This is a genomic window from Allosphingosinicella sp., from assembly GCF_059502505.1.
The window spans coordinates 859,299-874,414 of sequence record NZ_JCACEU010000014.1 but is presented as its reverse complement, the minus strand read 5'-3'; the positions used below and the strand labels follow the sequence as shown (position 1 = coordinate 874,414).

17 protein-coding genes and 2 pseudogenes are annotated in these 15,116 nt (G+C 67.2%); 9 read left to right on the top strand and 10 right to left on the bottom strand.

The genetic code is table 11. The features are described 5' to 3' along the window. Positions 1–29 precede the first annotated feature (29 nt). Positions 30–827: a TerC family protein gene (locus AC5JBD_RS06590; RefSeq protein ID WP_495720957.1), complete on the bottom strand. Its 798-nt coding sequence runs from the start codon at positions 825–827 to the stop codon at positions 30–32. A 227-nt stretch (positions 828–1,054) separates the two neighbouring features. Between AC5JBD_RS06590 and AC5JBD_RS06585 the strand changes: the two genes are divergently transcribed. Then, the gene (locus tag AC5JBD_RS06585; RefSeq protein WP_495720956.1) at positions 1,055–1,882 is read left to right on the top strand and encodes a cold-shock protein; all 828 of its coding nucleotides are present in this window, start codon (positions 1,055–1,057) and stop codon (positions 1,880–1,882) included. 111 nt (positions 1,883–1,993) lie between these two features. On the opposite strand, the gene AC5JBD_RS06580 is transcribed toward AC5JBD_RS06585, so the two are convergent. From AC5JBD_RS06580 to AC5JBD_RS06560, 5 genes are read right to left on the bottom strand one after another with little or no spacing between them, the layout of a single operon-like run. Then, complete coding sequence (locus AC5JBD_RS06580; protein WP_495720955.1) at positions 1,994–3,592, bottom strand: cisplatin damage response ATP-dependent DNA ligase; 1,599 nt, start codon at positions 3,590–3,592, stop codon at positions 1,994–1,996. A 5-nt stretch (positions 3,593–3,597) separates the two neighbouring features. Beyond that, positions 3,598–4,494: an alpha/beta hydrolase gene (locus tag AC5JBD_RS06575; protein WP_495720954.1), complete on the bottom strand. Its 897-nt coding sequence runs from the start codon at positions 4,492–4,494 to the stop codon at positions 3,598–3,600. A gap of 46 nt (positions 4,495–4,540) precedes the next feature. Further along, positions 4,541–5,590 carry a hypothetical protein gene (locus tag AC5JBD_RS06570; RefSeq protein ID WP_495720953.1) on the bottom strand — a complete coding sequence of 350 codons (1,050 nt, stop codon included), beginning with the start codon at positions 5,588–5,590 and terminating at the stop codon, positions 4,541–4,543. 35 nt (positions 5,591–5,625) lie between these two features. Beyond that, positions 5,626–6,192, bottom strand: coding sequence for a TMEM165/GDT1 family protein (locus tag AC5JBD_RS06565; RefSeq protein ID WP_495720952.1), 567 nt, complete (start codon positions 6,190–6,192; stop codon positions 5,626–5,628). A 10-nt stretch (positions 6,193–6,202) separates the two neighbouring features. Next, positions 6,203–6,529: a hypothetical protein gene (locus AC5JBD_RS06560; protein WP_495720951.1), complete on the bottom strand. Its 327-nt coding sequence runs from the start codon at positions 6,527–6,529 to the stop codon at positions 6,203–6,205. A gap of 167 nt (positions 6,530–6,696) precedes the next feature. Between AC5JBD_RS06560 and rpmG the strand changes: the two genes are divergently transcribed. Continuing rightward, positions 6,697–6,864 carry a 50S ribosomal protein L33 gene (gene rpmG / locus AC5JBD_RS06555; protein ID WP_008602901.1) on the top strand — a complete coding sequence of 56 codons (168 nt, stop codon included), beginning with the start codon at positions 6,697–6,699 and terminating at the stop codon, positions 6,862–6,864. 95 nt (positions 6,865–6,959) lie between these two features. On the opposite strand, the gene AC5JBD_RS06550 is transcribed toward rpmG, so the two are convergent. Continuing rightward, positions 6,960–7,196, bottom strand: coding sequence for a KTSC domain-containing protein (locus AC5JBD_RS06550; protein WP_495721200.1), 237 nt, complete (start codon positions 7,194–7,196; stop codon positions 6,960–6,962). 15 nt (positions 7,197–7,211) lie between these two features. Beyond that, positions 7,212–7,571, bottom strand: a pseudogene (locus AC5JBD_RS06545) (response regulator); the annotation flags it as partial. A gap of 17 nt (positions 7,572–7,588) precedes the next feature. Here AC5JBD_RS06545 and AC5JBD_RS06540 point away from each other — a divergent pair. The 6 genes and pseudogenes from AC5JBD_RS06540 to AC5JBD_RS06515 all read left to right on the top strand — a co-directional run. Next, entirely contained in the window at positions 7,589–7,858 is a 270-nt protein-coding gene (locus AC5JBD_RS06540; protein ID WP_495720950.1) for a DUF3572 domain-containing protein, read from the top strand. Beyond that, entirely contained in the window at positions 7,855–8,481 is a 627-nt protein-coding gene (locus AC5JBD_RS06535; RefSeq protein WP_495720949.1) for an HAD family hydrolase, read from the top strand. The genes AC5JBD_RS06540 and AC5JBD_RS06535 overlap by 4 nt, the downstream gene beginning before the upstream one ends. Before the next feature lie 33 nt (positions 8,482–8,514). After that, a complete protein-coding gene (locus AC5JBD_RS06530) occupies positions 8,515–8,976 on the top strand; it encodes a RidA family protein (protein WP_495720948.1) in 462 nt (153 codons plus the stop codon). After that, positions 8,948–9,724, top strand: coding sequence for a glycerophosphodiester phosphodiesterase family protein (locus AC5JBD_RS06525; RefSeq protein ID WP_495720947.1), 777 nt, complete (start codon positions 8,948–8,950; stop codon positions 9,722–9,724). The genes AC5JBD_RS06530 and AC5JBD_RS06525 overlap by 29 nt, the downstream gene beginning before the upstream one ends. Further along, entirely contained in the window at positions 9,721–10,860 is a 1,140-nt protein-coding gene (locus tag AC5JBD_RS06520; RefSeq protein ID WP_495720946.1) for a GNAT family N-acetyltransferase, read from the top strand. The genes AC5JBD_RS06525 and AC5JBD_RS06520 overlap by 4 nt, the downstream gene beginning before the upstream one ends. A gap of 41 nt (positions 10,861–10,901) precedes the next feature. Further along, positions 10,902–12,943: pseudogene (locus AC5JBD_RS06515) on the top strand (S9 family peptidase); the annotation flags it as partial. A gap of 33 nt (positions 12,944–12,976) precedes the next feature. On the opposite strand, the gene AC5JBD_RS06510 reads toward AC5JBD_RS06515, so the two are convergent. Further along, entirely contained in the window at positions 12,977–13,273 is a 297-nt protein-coding gene (locus AC5JBD_RS06510) for a hypothetical protein (protein WP_495721199.1), read from the bottom strand. A 91-nt stretch (positions 13,274–13,364) separates the two neighbouring features. Beyond that, a complete protein-coding gene (gene panC, locus AC5JBD_RS06505; RefSeq protein ID WP_495720945.1) occupies positions 13,365–14,210 on the bottom strand; it encodes a pantoate--beta-alanine ligase in 846 nt (281 codons plus the stop codon). Between the two features lie 87 nt (positions 14,211–14,297). Between panC and AC5JBD_RS06500 the strand changes: the two genes are divergently transcribed. Next, entirely contained in the window at positions 14,298–15,116 is an 819-nt protein-coding gene (locus AC5JBD_RS06500) for a division plane positioning ATPase MipZ (protein ID WP_495720944.1), read from the top strand.

The window sequence follows — 15,116 nt, the reverse complement described above, 5'->3', positions numbered from 1 at the left end:
GGAGGGCATAGGCGCAAGCGCGGCCCGCCTCAATGGCCGCCGTCGCCCGTCTTTTCCCGCCGATCCTTGCGCCGCCGCGAGATGATGTTGAGCGTCTCGACGCCTGCCGAAAAGGCCATTGCGGCGTATATATAGCCCTTCGGGACGTGCACGCCAAAGCCGTCGGCGATCAGCACCGCGCCGATCATCAGCAGGAAGCCCAAGGCGAGCATCACCACCGTCGGGTTCTTGTTGATGAAGTTCGCCATCGGATCGGCGGCGACCAGCATAACGACGACCGCGACGATCACTGCGATCACCATGATCGCCAGATAGTCCGTCATGCCGACCGCGGTGAGAATCGAATCGATCGAGAAGACGATGTCGAGCAGCACGATCTGACCGATCGCCGCCCCGAAGGTCAGCGTCCCGCGCGGCGCATCGAACATGTCGTCGCTGGGATGCGGATCGACATTGTGGTGGATTTCCTTGGTCGCCTTCCAGACGAGGAACAGGCCGCCCGCGATCAGGATCAGGTCGCGCCAGGAGAATTGGGTCTCGAACGCCGGTTCGCCGTGCGTGCCCGGCGGGCCGGTGATGCCGAGGTCGAAGACGGGTGCGGTGAGGCCGACCAGCCAGGCGATCATCGACAGCAGGGCGAGCCGCATGCCGAGGGCAAGGCCGATGCCGATCCGCCGCGCTTTCTGCCGCTGCTCTTCAGGCAATTTGTTCGACAGGATCGAGATGAAGATAAGATTGTCGATGCCGAGCACGACCTCCATCACCACCAACGTCACCAGAGCGGCGACCGCCGCCGGATCGCTGAAGATGCCGAGAATGTCGCCCACGTCGCCCTCTTTTTCGGTTTCGGTTGGGCGCCTCTCTGTCGCAAATCGGCTTGCGTCGCCACCCGAAAGCGCCTCTGGGGCCGCGATGCAAAAGGCGACTCGCAGTGGGCTGCCTTTTGCGCTACAGAAATCAAAGGTGCGCCGTGATTCCGCGCCGAAACCGTTTGCGCGTTTGCCCAGCGCGGTGGTTCTTGAACAGGGTTGGGCGCGGGAAAGAATGAGACGGCATGAGTTTTGACAGAGGGCGTCGCGGCGATCGCGGCGGGCGCGGCAGAGACAAGCGCGACGGTTTCGGAGACGACAATTTCGGCAGCTCCTATGGCGGTGATCGCGGCGGCTTCGGCGGCGGCGGCGACCGTTTCGGCGGCGGTGGCGGCTACGGCGGCGGCGGTGATCGCTACGGTGGCGGTGGCGGCGGCGGTTACGGCGGCGGCGGCGGTGGATATCGCGGCGGCGGCGGTGGCGGCTTTGGTGGTGGCGGCGGCGGCGGCTTCGGCGGCGGCCGTGGCGGCGGCATGCCCCCGCAGGTCGTTGGCGAAGGCAAAGGCGTCGTGAAATTCTTCAACGGCCAGAAAGGCTTCGGCTTCATCGTCCGCGATGATGGCGGCGAAGACGTGTTCGTCCACATTTCGGCCGTCGAGCAGGCGGGCCTCACCGGCCTCGCCGAAGGCCAGCCGCTCGAATTCACGCTCGTTGATCGCGGCGGTCGCATCTCTGCGACCGACCTCAAGATCGAGGGCGAGCCGATGCCGGTCACCGATCGCGGGCCTCCGCGCGAGCGTGAAGGCGGTGGCGGCTTCGGCGGCGGCGACCGCGGCGGGCCGCAGCGCCAGCTCACCGGCGAGAAGGCCTCCGGGACAGTCAAGTTCTTCAACGCGATGAAGGGCTTCGGCTTCATCAGCCGCGACGACGGTCAGCCCGACGCCTTCGTCCACATCTCGGCCGTCGAACGCGCCGGCATGGTCTCTCTCAACGAGGGCGACCGCCTGGAGTTCGAGCTCGAGGTCGACCGCCGCGGCAAGACGGCGGCGGTGAACCTGACGCCGATCCAGTAAGGCTTCCGCTCCGGCGGATCAGAGGCCCGGCCGCTCACCCGAGCGCGCCGGGCTTTTTGTCGGTCCCGGATGGTCGGCAAGCATGAACAATAGCGGGGTGACTGCTCCTGCTCAGCTCACCATCCGGCGCAGCGTCTCGATCGTATCCGCCTCGTGCGCCGGCTTGTCGCGGCGGATGCGCGACACCCGCGGGAAGCGCATCGCCAGTCCCGATTTGTGCCGCCGGCTCTCGTGGATCGAATCGAAGGCAACTTCGAGCACCAGGCTCTTCTCCACCTCGCGCACCGGTCCGAAGCGCTGCACCGTATTGTTGCGGACGAACCGGTCGAGCCACATCAGCTCCTCGTCCGTGAAGCCGAAATAAGCCTTGCCGACCGGCAGCAGCTCCCCCTCCGGGCTCCAGCAGCCGAACGTATAGTCGGAATAATAGCTCGAGCGCTTGCCGCTCCCCCGCGCCGCGTACATCAGGACGCAGTCCGCGTTCAGCGGATCGCGCTTCCACTTGTACCAGTGGCCGACGCGGCGACCCGCCACATAGGGGCTGTCGCGCCGCTTCAGCATCACTCCCTCAATCGAGGCGTCGCGCGAGCCGGCGCGGATCTCCTCCAGCTCCTCAAAGCTCTTCGCCTCGATCAATGAGGAGATGTCGAAGCGCTCCGGATCGAGCTTCGGCACGAACGCCTCCAGCCGCGCCCGCCGCTCCTGCCAGGTCAAAGAGCGCAAGTCCTCAGGGCCATCGAATAAGACATCGTAGAGCCGGACGAAGGCGGGATAGTCGCTCAGCATCTTCGCGGACACGACCTTGCGTCCGAGCCGTTGCTGGAGGGCGTTGAAGCTCGCCGCCGCCCCGCCATGCTCCTCGGCCCCCTGGAACTCGCCTTTCACCAGCAATTCGCCGTCGACGACCCCGTCGCAGTCGAATGATTCAGCCACTTCGGGAAAGCTGCGAGTGATGTCGTCGCCGGCGCGGCTGTAGAGCCGCGTCTCGCCGCCGACCCGGACGATCTGGACGCGGATGCCATCCCACTTCCACTCCGCCGCGTAATCCTCCATCGACACCCGCGTGTCCTCGAGACCGTGCGCCAGCATGAAGGGCCGGAAGACCGGCACGTTGCTGGCGGTGGGCTGCTCCCCCCTTCCCTCCGCCCAGGCGAACAGTGGGGCGTAGGGCGGCCCTATCCCGTGCCACACTTCCTCGACGGCATCGACATCGAGCCCGAACGCCTCGGCCAGCGCCACCTTGGCCAGCCGCGCCGAGACTCCGATCCGGAGCTCTCCGGTCGCGAGCTTGAGCAATGCGAACCGCCCGCTGGCGTCGAGATGGTCCAGCATTTCGGCGAGCACCGCCGGCGCCTCCGACCGGCCGAGGCCTGCCAGCCGCTCGACGACATTGCCGATCCTGAGCGTGCCGTCGTCGATGTCGCTCGGCTGCTCCAGGCGCTTCGGCCACAGCAGCGACACCGTCTCAGCCATGTCGCCGACATAATCCCGGCTCATATGGAACAGCACCGGATCGACCCGCTCCTCGGTAATGGCCCGGATCAGCGCCGGCTTCACCGCCTTGATGTCCAGCTCACCCGTCAGCGCAGCCAGCGCATAGCCGCGATCCGGATCGGGCGTGCGCCTCAGATAATCGCCGATCAGCTTCAGCTTGGCGTTGCGCGAGCGGGTATAGACGAGAGCGTCAAGCAGCTGGGAGAAGTCACGCATCGCGATCAGGCAACCGGTTGGGCCAAGTCGTTTCGCCCCGGCTCGCCAAGGCTTCCGGCGAAGAAGCGGCGGACGCGAGCGCGATATTCCTCGGATCTCAGCTTGCTGACCTCGACATGATCAGCCTCGACCATCCAGAGCTGCTTGGCGCCCTGCGCCGCTGCGAACAGCGCCCGTGAATCGGCGGGTGTGGTGTCCCTGTCCTCCATTCCGCCGATCAAGAGCAACGGTCCGCGATAGCGCCGCAGCCCCTCCCTGGGCGATATCAATTCAGGCGCGACCCCGTATCGGAAATAGGATTGGTAGCTCAGCAACGGCTCCGACATGGCGGTGAGCACCGGCACGCCCGCGCGATCGAGCCGGTTGGCGATGGCCGTGCGAATGTCCGGATAGACGCCCTGCAGCACCAGGGCATCGACTGGCAGCGGCCCTCTGGGCCCCAGCAAGGCGGCCGCTCCGCCGAGCGACACTCCGATCACGCCTACCTTTCGACCAGGGGCGTCCTTGCGAAGCCACGCCAGCGCCGCCGCTGCGTCGCCCGCCTCGAGCCAGCCGAATGTCCGCTCGGTCGCAGCCGAGCCCCCGTGACCACGAAAATCCAGTGCAAAAACGGAATAGCCGAGACCGTTCAGCCACTCGGCATTCTCCTGGAACATCGCCCGCGACGCTTTGATGCCGTGGAGCAGCAGGATCGCCGGTGCATCTCGCTGCGCGCCCGGCCAGTAGGTACCGGCAAGCGGCGTGCCGTCTTCCGACCGCAGGCTGACGAGCCTCGCCGGCGCCTCTGGTGGCAGCACCACGCGGTTGAAAGGCCGCGCGATGATCGATCCGACCGCCCACACCGCCGCCAAGCCGAGCAGCCCGAGCAGCAGCAGGACGGCGGCGAAACGAACCGGCTTCATGGCCACCAGATTGGCACGGTCCTGCCCTTTGGCAAACCGATGCCGATCAGTCGGCATGCGGCGAGGTGAGTTCGAGCCCCCGGACGTGCCCGGCGAGTTGACCGCTGGCGAGGTTCTTGGCCTTGGCTTCCACTTCGATGTCGCACCAGGCGAGATGCTCGGCCACCAGATCATTGACGCGCAGGTTCCACATCATGTCGCTGTGCCCGCGCAGCTCGCTCGCCTTGAACCCGGCCGCGCTCAACTCGGCATAATCGGGCCGCTCCTCGTCAAGCAGCTCGGAATAGAGGCTCTCCCGCGAGACAGAGATATGTGCCGCCGGCCGCACCCCCCGCCAGCTCGCCTTCAGCCGATCCACCCGCGGATCGTCCGGTTCGAGATATTCGCCGCGGCTGTGGATCCAGTGATGATGGAAATCGACGACCAGGGCAACTTCCTCCGCGAGCGGCAGAAGGTCGTCGACGCCGAAGCTGAGCTCGTCATTCTCAATCGTGACTAGGTCGCGCGCCGCCTGAGGCAGGCGCCTGAGGCCGGCGCGCAGCCCCTCGATGCCTGCCGAAGCGGCCCCGCCATGGATGTTCACATGCGCACCCTCGGGATGCCAGCCGCCGCCGAAGCCGAGCATCGCCATGATCTCGACATGCTCCATGATGTCGGTGAGAGCGTTGGCGAGTGCCGCCTCGCTTTTCGTGGCAAGGATCGCATGCTGGCCAGGATGCATGGAGAGGCGGATGGCGTTGGCTCGCGCGAACGCGCCCGAGCCTGCGAGCCGCCGCTCGATCAGCCGGCGGAAGTCGGCGTCCGTGTAGAGATGCTTCGTCCCCGCATGGGACCAGCCCGGCAGGAAGCCGCTGACAATACGGAACATGCGCTCGAGCGGCGGCAAGGCGGCAACGAAGGCGAGCTGCGCATCGAGGGCGTCGAGATTGTGCGCCACCACTTCGGAGAGCTTCTCGAAACCGTCGATGGGTCCGAGGCGCGCCAGCTGGGCGAGAGTGACGCGGCGCATGTTGAGCCGCCTTTCCTCCGCGGCATCGCCAGTGGGCGAGACGAAGGTGCAGCAAAATCCGATCCGCGGCTGGATTGCGAGACTCATGCGCCCATAACCGCGTAGCCGCGCTTTTGGGTGCGTCAGATCAGGCGGAGCGCATTGACTGCGACCACGAGGCCCCCGAACAGGAACAGGATAGCGACGCCGTAGCGGATCGGCCGCAGCGGCAGGGTGTCCTGAAATCTGCCGCCAAGCAGGGCCGCCGGCGTGGAGGCGGCAAGGACGCCGGCCGTCGCGCCGCCCGCCGCCAGCACCATCGCATCATATTGCGCGGCGACGGCGAAGGTCAGGAACTGCGTCTTGTCGCCGAACTCGGCCAGGAAGAAAAGGATCGCGCTGGTGAGGAACGCTCCGAGGCGCCAGCCTTGGCCGATCGCGAGCGGCTTCTTGTCGAAAAAGCTGGTCGCCCCCGCATAGATGAGCGCCACCGCCACCAGAAGCGAGATGGCGCGCAGGGTAATCCCGTCATTCACCAGGGCGCCCGCGACGCTCGCGATAAGGGCGTTGGCCAGCCCGCCGACGGCGACGCCGGCAAGGATCGGGAGCGGCCGGCCGAACCGGACGGCGAGAAGGGCGACGAGAAGCTGCGTGCGATCGCCGAACTCGCCGAGCGCGGCGGCCAGGAAGCTGATGAGGAGGGCGTCCACTTGAGTGTCGTCAGGCTCCGAAGCGGACCGAGATGGAGGCGATCATCGCTTCCCCGGCGGCTTCGTCAAGCCGCGTGCAGCCGATCGCATCCTGCAGCCGGTCCAGGTAGAGCGCCGTCTCGCGGCCGCCGCAGCTGCTCGCCCGCGCCGCCCGCTCGAGCGCCTGGCCGAGGCGCACGACGGGCGTCAGGCCGTAGGCGGAGGCGAGCTGGCAGATGCCGGCGACGTTATGGGCGAAATCCCGCGGTCCCCGCCGAGTGGAATAGCTTCTGAGCGTGGCGAGGCGCTCGCACAGTTCCGCCCGGACAAGCATCATAGCATCGTGGTTGGCATGCATCCTACGGCTCCCACCGCTTAGGACCAGCATGGGCGCTTATGCTTACAGGCCGGTTAAAGAGCGGGTCGTCTTGACAAAGGCGGCGGGAGGATGCACGGGCCTCCGCCGAACGGGCGGCTTTGCGCCGCCTTCATTTTTTCGACAACTCAGGATCCGAAGAGGCTGCCATGGCCAAGCCGACGACCGTCAAGATCAAGCTCGTGAGCACCGCCGATACCGGCTTCTTCTACGTCACCAAGAAGAACCCGCGGAACATCACCGAGAAGATGACCTTCCGCAAATATGACCCCGTCGCGCGCAAGCACGTCGAGTTCAAGGAAGCCAAGATCAAGTAAGCCGCCGCGGGCTGAGGCTCGCGACGCTGGGCAGCCAGGGGCGCCACCGCGCAAGCGGGCGGCGCCCTTCACGCGTTCAGGTCATCCGGCTAGCCCTAGTCAGCCGCCGGCCGGAAGCGCCGACGCCGCTCCTCGATCTCGCATCGGAAGTGAGGCTTGATCTCGCTGTTCACGAAGGCGCCGGCCGACTCCGCCGTCAGCAGCGCGTCGTAGATCGGGCGGGGCACATCGAAATAGCTGTAGCGGTCGCCGCCCGCATACCAGATGTCGAGGAGCTGGCGGTCATCGTCATATTCCGCACGCTCCACGGCGCTTGAGGAGAATTCAGGCATCTGTTCTCGATCCTTGAGCAGCCCCTTCACCGCCTCGACGAAGCGGATTACCGAGATCGGCTTCGACACATAGCCCTCGGCCCCCGCAGCGCGGATGCGGTCCTCGTCGCCTTTGGCGGCGTAAGCGGTGACCGCCATGATCGGGATGGCCTGCAGCGCCTCGTCGGCCTTCAGTTGCTCGATGATTTCGAGGCCGCTGATGTGCGGCATCTGGATGTCCATGATGATGAGATCGGGCGCGAAGCCGCGGGCGCGCTCCACCGCCTCGCGGCCGTCGCGCACCGGCTCGGCCTCGTAGCCGTGCACGCGCAGGATGTCGCAGAAGAGCCGGAGGTTGAGTTCGTTGTCCTCGACAACGAGGATTTTTTGTCCCACGCGCGCCACCCTAAGCCATGACGATTCAGAGCACAAACGAAGAGGCGGAGACGCTCGCGCTCTCCGCGCTGGGCTGGACGTTCAGCGACGGCGAGCGGGCCGCGCGCTTCCTCGCGCTGACGGGCCTCACGCCGGAGCAGCTCCGCGCCCGGATCGGCGAGCGCTCGCTGTTGTCGGCGGCGCTCTCCTTTCTCGAGGCGCATGAGCCCGACCTCACCGCGTGCGCCGACGCCCTAGACGTCGCCCCAACGCAGTTGGTCGATGCCCGCCGAGTGCTTGAACGATGAGCCGCCCGCTCCTCATCACCGATTGCGACGAGGTGCTGCTCCACATGGTCGGCCATTTCGCCGAGTGGCTGGACGAGGCGCACGGCATGAATTTCGCGCTGGAGACGCCGGGCTTCGCCGAGGCGATCCGCTACAAGGAAGGCGGCCTCCCCGTTCCGGCCGAACGGATCTGGCCGCTGCTCGACCTGTTCTTCGACACGGAGATGCACCGCCAGAATGTCGTACCCGGCGCGGCCGAGGCCCTGACCCGGATCGGCGAGGAGGCGGACATCGTCGTGCTCACCAATATCGGCGATCAATATCAGGCGGGGCGCGTCCGCCAGCTCGAAGCCTTCGACATCCGCCACCGCGTCCTCTGCAATCGCGGCGGCAAGGGCCGGCCGGTGATCGAGCTGCTCGACGAGCTCCGCCCCAGCGTCGCTGTCTTCGTCGACGATCTCCCGGTCCATCATGAGTCGGTCGCGAAGCACGCCCCCCATGTGTGGCGCCTCCACATGGTGGCCGAGCCGCGCGTCGCCGCCCACACGCCCGCGGCGCCGCACGCCCACGCGCGGCTCGACGAGTGGGATGCGGCCACCGGCTGGATCCTCGACCGCTTCGCCGAGGGGCCTCCCCGGGCTTGACCCGGCACCGTGCCCGGTGCTTACGGCTGGCGCATGAGCATCACCGATCGCCTCGCCGAGCACGGCATCACCCTTCCCGAGCCGGCCGCGCCGGTCGCCGCTTATGTGCCCGCGGTGCGGGCGGGCAATCTGCTGCACATCTCCGGGCAGCTGCCGTTCGATGGCGGCGCGGTGATGACAGGGCGCCTCGGCGAGGATCGCGACCTCGCTTACGGCCAGGCGGCTGCGCGCGCGTGCGGCGTCATGCTGCTCGCACAGATCAACAAGGCCCTGGGGTCCCTCGACAAGGTGGAGCGGATCGTGAAGCTCGGCGTGTTCGTGAACAGCGCCGGCTCGTTCACCGACCAGCCCAAGGTCGCCAACGGCGCCTCCGAGCTGATGGAGCAGATTTTCGGCGAGGCGGGCCGCCACGCCCGCAGCGCGGTCGGCGTGCCGGTACTGCCGCTGGGAGCTGCGGTCGAAATCGATGCGGTTGTGGCCGTCCGGGCTGAATAGGCTCGATTTCCTCGACCGCGCGCTCGCGCCGGCGCCGAAGCCCAAACGGGTCGAGGCGCTCAAGGCGCTGCCCTTCGCCCATCGCGGCCTCCATGGCGGCGGCATCGTCGAGAACAGCCGCGCCGCGTTCGAGGCGGCAATCGCGGCGGGTCACGGCATTGAACTCGATGTCCGGGTGACACGCGACGCGCACGCCTTCGTCTTTCACGACGCCGATCTCGACCGGCTCGCGGAGGGCGCCGGCCCCTTCAATCGTCAGCCTTCCGCCGAGCTCGAGGGCATTCTTCTCAAGGGCACGGACGAGACCATCCCGAGCCTGCCGGAAATCCTGAAGCTCATCGGCGGCCGCGTGCCGTTGCTGATCGAGGTCAAGGCGCCCGACGAGAAGGTCGCGCCGATCTGCCTCGCCGTCTTCCATGCGCTGGACGGCTATCGCGGTGCAGTGGGCGTGATGTCGTTCAACCCCGAGGTTGGCCGCTGGTTCGGCGTCCACGCACCCCGAGTGGCGCGCGGGCTGGTCGTCACCGAAGCCGGCAGGCGCCGCCGCGGCGGCCTCAAGCGACGCCTTGCCCTCTGGCGATCCAAGCCCGACTTCCTGGCCTATGACGTGCGCGACCTCCCCTCCCGCTTCGCCGCCCGTGCGCGGGCGCGCGGCATCCCCGTCTTCACCTGGACCTGCCGATCGCCCGACGACGAGGAGCGCGCGCGTCTTCATGCCGACCAGATCATCCGCGAGCTGCCGCAATGAGCGACCGTGAGATCCTCGCGCGGCTGGCGCCCGGCGTGGCAAGCTTCGACGCCGCCGACTGGGACGCCTGCGCGGGAACGGACAATCCCTTCCTGACCCACGCCTTCCTCGCGGCGCTGGAGGAATCCGGCAGCGCCACCGCCCGCACCGGCTGGCAGCCGATCCCCGTCGCCATCGACGGGCCGGACGGCCGCCCGGCGGCGGTGCTGCCCGCTTATGCCAAGAGCCACAGCCAAGGCGAATATGTGTTCGATCATAGCTGGGCAGCGGCCGTCGAACGTGCCGGCGGGCGCTATTATCCGAAGCTCCAGATCGCGGTGCCGTTCACGCCGGTGCCGGGCCGGCGCCTCCTCTCACGTGATCCGACGCTCGCGCCGGCACTCATCTCCGCCGCCGAGAGCGTAGTCCGCAGCAACCGCCTCTCCTCGGCCCATGCCACCTTCGTCGCGGCGGAGGAATTGCCCCTGTTCGAACGCGCCGGCTGGCTGATCCGCGTCGACAGCCAGTTCCACTGGCACAACGACGATTACAGGAGCTTCGACGACTTCCTTGGCCAGCTCTCCTCGCGCAAGCGCAAGGCGATCCGCAAGGAGCGCGCCGCCGCTCTGGAGGGCCTTCGCGTCGAGCATCTCACCGGCGGTGCGATCGAGGAGCGGCACTGGGACGCCTTCTGGCGCTTCTACCAGGATACCGGCTCGCGCAAATGGGGCCGCCCCTATCTCACCCGCAGCTTCTTCTCCCTGCTCGGCGAACGAATGGCCGACCGCGTCCTGCTGGTCTTCGCGATGGACGGGGACGTTGCCGTCGCCGGCGCGCTCAACCTGATCGGAGCCGACGCGCTTTACGGGCGCTACTGGGGGACGATCGCCGAAGTGCCGCACCTCCACTTCGAAATCTGCTATTATCAGGCGATCGACTACGCGATCGCGCACGGCCTCGCCCGCGTCGAGGCGGGCGCGCAGGGCGAGCACAAATTGAGTCGCGGCTACCGGCCGGTGCCGACCTGGTCCGCCCATTATCTCGCCGATCCCGACCTCCGAACGGCCGTCGCCGATTTCCTGGAAGCGGAGCGCCGAGCCGTCGCCCACGAGATTCAGGCGCTCGGCGATTTGACGCCGTTTCGGAAGGGCGGCTAGCCTTCGGTTCAGCGCCCGGATGCAGGGCAAAAGGGGGACAGATGAAAGCTCTTGGTCTTTGCGCCTTGCTCCTCGGCTGCTGCGCGGCGCCGCTGGCGGCCGCTCCCGCCGAGCGCGCTTCGCCGATCTTCGAGGCGCGGGACCTGTTTGGGCTCGAAGTCGCCACCGATCCGCAGATCAGCCCGGACGGCCGCCACATCGCCTATGTCCGCCGCTCGAACGACATCATGACCGACCGCCCCGTGAACGCGATCTGGCTGATCGACACGCGCAGCGGCGAACAGGTGCCGATCGCCGCCGGCACGGGTTCGCACAGCCAGCCGCGCTGGTCGCCGGACGGGAAGCGCCTCGCCTACATCTCGGCAGGCGAAGGCGCACCCGCCCAGCTCCATGTGCGCTGGATGGACAGCGGCGAGAGCGTGCGGATCACCGGCCTCCCCACCTCGCCTAGCGCGATCGAATGGTCGCCGGACGGGCGGCAGATCGCCTACTCCATGTTCGTCCCGGACGAGGGCCTGAAGCTCGGCACGCCGAGCCGAAGCCCGAGGGCGCCAAATGGGCGGAACCGCTGGAGGTGATCACCGCCGTCACCTATCGCTTCGATGGCCAGGGCTATCTCCGCCCCGGCTACAACAAGATCTTCGTCGTCCCAGCCGACGGCGGCAGCCCGCGTCAGCTGACCTTCGGCCAATATCATGACCGCGGCCCGCTCAGCTGGTCGCCGGACGGCCGCACCCTCTATTTCTCCGCCAACCGCTCGCCTAAGTGGGAGACCGACACGCTCGACAGCGAAGTTCACGCGCTCGAAACCGCCAGCGGCACGATCACGGCGCTGACCAGCCGCGACGGCCCCGACGGCCAGCCGTCCGTATCCCCCGACGGCAGCAGGATCGCTTATCTCGGCTTCGACGACCGGCGGCTCGGCTACCAGAACACGATCCTCTACGTGATGAACCGCGACGGCTCCGCGTCGCGCGCGCTCACCGCCGGTCTCGACCGGAGCATCGACGAGGCCGTCTGGGCCGCGGACGGGCGCAGCCTCTATGTGAGCTATGACGAAGCAGGCGAGACGAGGGTCGCACGCGTCGGCCTCGACGGCTCGGTCCGGACGGTCGTCGACGGCTTATCGGGCTCCAGTCTCGACCGCCCCTATAGCGGCGGCGAGTTCACAATCGCAGACGACGGCAGCATCGCCTTCACCAGCGGCAGCGCCGCTCTGCCCGCGGACATCGCCTTGTTCCGCGGCGGCAAGCGCACCCAGCTGACCCGGCTCAACCACGTCCTGCGGACCACGAAGCGGATGGGCGAGGTGCGCAAATTCACGACGCCCTCCAGCGTCGACCAGCGCCCGGTCGATACGTGGATCACGCTTCCGCCAAATTATGTCGAAGGTCAGCGCTACCCGCTGATCCTGGAGATCCACGGCGGCCCCTTCCAGTCCTACGGCCCGCATTTTTCCACCGACAACCAGCTCTACGCCGCCGCCGGCTATGTCGTGCTGTCGGTCAATCCGCGCGGTTCGACCAGCTATGGCGCCGAGTTCGCCAACCTCATCCACCACGCTTATCCGGGCAACGACTATGGCGACCTGATGAGCGCGGTCGATGACGCGATCGCCCGCGGCTATGCCGATCCCGAGCGGCTGTTCGTCACCGGCGGCTCGGGCGGCGGCGTGCTCACCAGCTGGATCATCGGCAAGACCGACCGCTTCAAGGCGGCGGCGACGCAGAAGCCGGTGATCGACTGGTCGACGCAGGCGTTGACCTCGGACATCCCCAACATCGTCGCCAATTACTGGTTCGACGCGCTGCCTTGGGAGAAGCCCGAGGCCTATTGGGCGCGCTCGCCGCTGTCGCTGGTCGGCAATGTGAAGACGCCGACCCTGGTGGTCGTCGGAGCCGAGGATTTCCGCACGCCAGTGATGGAGGCGGAGCAATATTATCGCGCGCTGCAGATGGAGGGCGTGCCGACCGCTTTGGTGAAGGTGCCCGGCGCCGGCCATGGCAGCATCGCCGTCCGCCCCTCGCAGAGCGGCGCCAAGGCCAAGGCAATCCTCGCCTGGTTCGAGAAATATAAGAACGGGATGCCGGCGGGAGAGGCGGCCCGGCAGCAGGGCTCAGGCGACGCGGCGGGCGGTGGCTGCGAGCCAGGCGCGGGCCTGACGCTGCGCCTCGGCGATCTCGCGCGCGCTCATCTCCTCGGAAATCTCCGCTCGACAGGACTGTGCTTCGCTGCTGCCGTTCAGCGCGGCAAGGTTGAACCACTTATGCGCCTCGACGAGGTCGACTTCGGTGCCGCCGGTGCCGGTCGAATAAGCAACGCCAAGCTCGTAGAGCGCGTCGGCGTCGCCCTGCGCCGCATCGGTAAGCCATCGCTCCATCATGAAGTTGGCCGATTTCAGACTGGTCCCCATTTCAAGCCCCCTACTGCTTCCTTATCGAACGCAGTCTTCGCGCAGCGGGTGCAAAGAAATGGTTAACGGCCCGGTGACCATCTTTTTTGGATCAGAGCGGCTCCACAGCCAGATTGTCGATCAGCCGGGTGCGGCCGAGCTTCGCTGCCGCAACGAGGCGGGCCGGGCGTTCCAGACTAGTCACCGGCGTGAGCGTCTCCGCATCGGCTAGCGCGAAATAGTCGATTGGATCGAAGCCGGCGTCCCGAAGCTGCGACCGCGCCTTCTCCAGCGCGTCCGCCACGGCTTCCCCGTCCCGGATCGCCTGCGCAGCCTCCAGTAGTGCGCGCGGGAGGGCGCGAGCTGCGACGCGCTCTTCGTCCGAAAGATAGGCGTTGCGCGACGAGAGGGCCAAACCGTCGGCGTCACGCTGCGTCGGCACGCCGAGGATCCTCACGGCAAGGTCAAGGTCGCGAACCATCTTGCGGATCACGGCAAGCTGCTGGAAATCCTTCTCGCCGAACAGCGCGACGTCCGGCTGAACCTGGGAAAGCAGCTTCGCGACCACCGTCGCCACGCCGTCGAAATGACCGGGGCGGTGCGCGCCCTCGAAGGCTTCACTAACGCCGGCGACGCGAATGCTCGTCGCGTGCCCTTCCGGATACATGGTCGCGACGGCCGGCGCCCACAGCAGCGCGCACCCGGCCTCTGCCAGCATCGCCGCGTCTGTCGCCTCGCGCCGCGGATAGCTCGCCAGATCCTCGTTCGGGCTGAATTGTGTCGGGTTGACGAAGATGGAAGCGGCGACGTGGCTGGCCTGCTTCCTCGCTTCCGAAATCAGCGCCATGTGGCCGGCGTGCAACGCCCCCATCGTCGGGACGAGGGCGACGCTCCCGCCATCGCCGCGGATTTCCGCCACGGCTCGTCTAAGCGCATCGATCTCACGGATTATTTGCACGAAAGCACGTGCTCCGGTAGAAGGTTAACGTCGGTGTTTGAGGCGCGTTCTTTGCGGGGGCGCGCCCTGTAGATCAAGGGGGACAGCATGTTGAGTATCGCTGGCACGAGACCGCACTTCATCGTCTTCGCGAACGAGAAAGGCGGCACCGGCAAGTCCACCACCGCCGTCCACACCGCCGTCGCGCTCGCCGCCGCCGGCCGCCGCGTCGCGGCGATCGATCTCGACACGCGGCAGCGCACGCTCGGCCGCTATTTGGATAATCGCGCAGCCTCCATTCGACGGCTCCAGAAGGAGCTGCCGATGCCGGTGCACGAGACCTTCGATCCGGCCAAGGACGACAATCTCAACGCCCAGCTCGACCGCCTGGCCGACGGTGTCGAGATCGTCGTCGTAGACACCCCCGGCCGCGACGACCCCCATGCACGCGCTGCCATGCTTCGCGCCGACACCCTCGTCACCCCGATCAACGACAGCTTCGTCGATCTCGACCTGATCGGCGAGGTCGATGCCGAGACCTACAAGGTCCGCCGCCCGAGCTTCTACGCCGAATTGGTCTGGAACAGCCGCACCCAGCGTGCCAAGACCACCGGCTCCAGCGTCGACTGGGTGCTGCTCCGCAACCGCCTCCAGCATATCGAGGCCAAGAACATGCGCCGCGTCGGCAATGCGCTCGACGAGCTTTCCCGCCGCGTCGGCTTCCGCGTCATTCCGGGCCTCGGCGAGCGCGTCATCTACCGCGAGCTCTTTCCTTCCGGCCTCACTCTTCTCGATCTCCAGCAGCTCGGCAATGTCGGCCTCAGCCACATCGCCGCCCGCCAGGAGCTTCGCGAGATGATCGCCGCCTTCGGCATTCCGGAGCAGAATGCGACCGAGGAGCCGAGGCGGATGGCCGCCAACGGATAG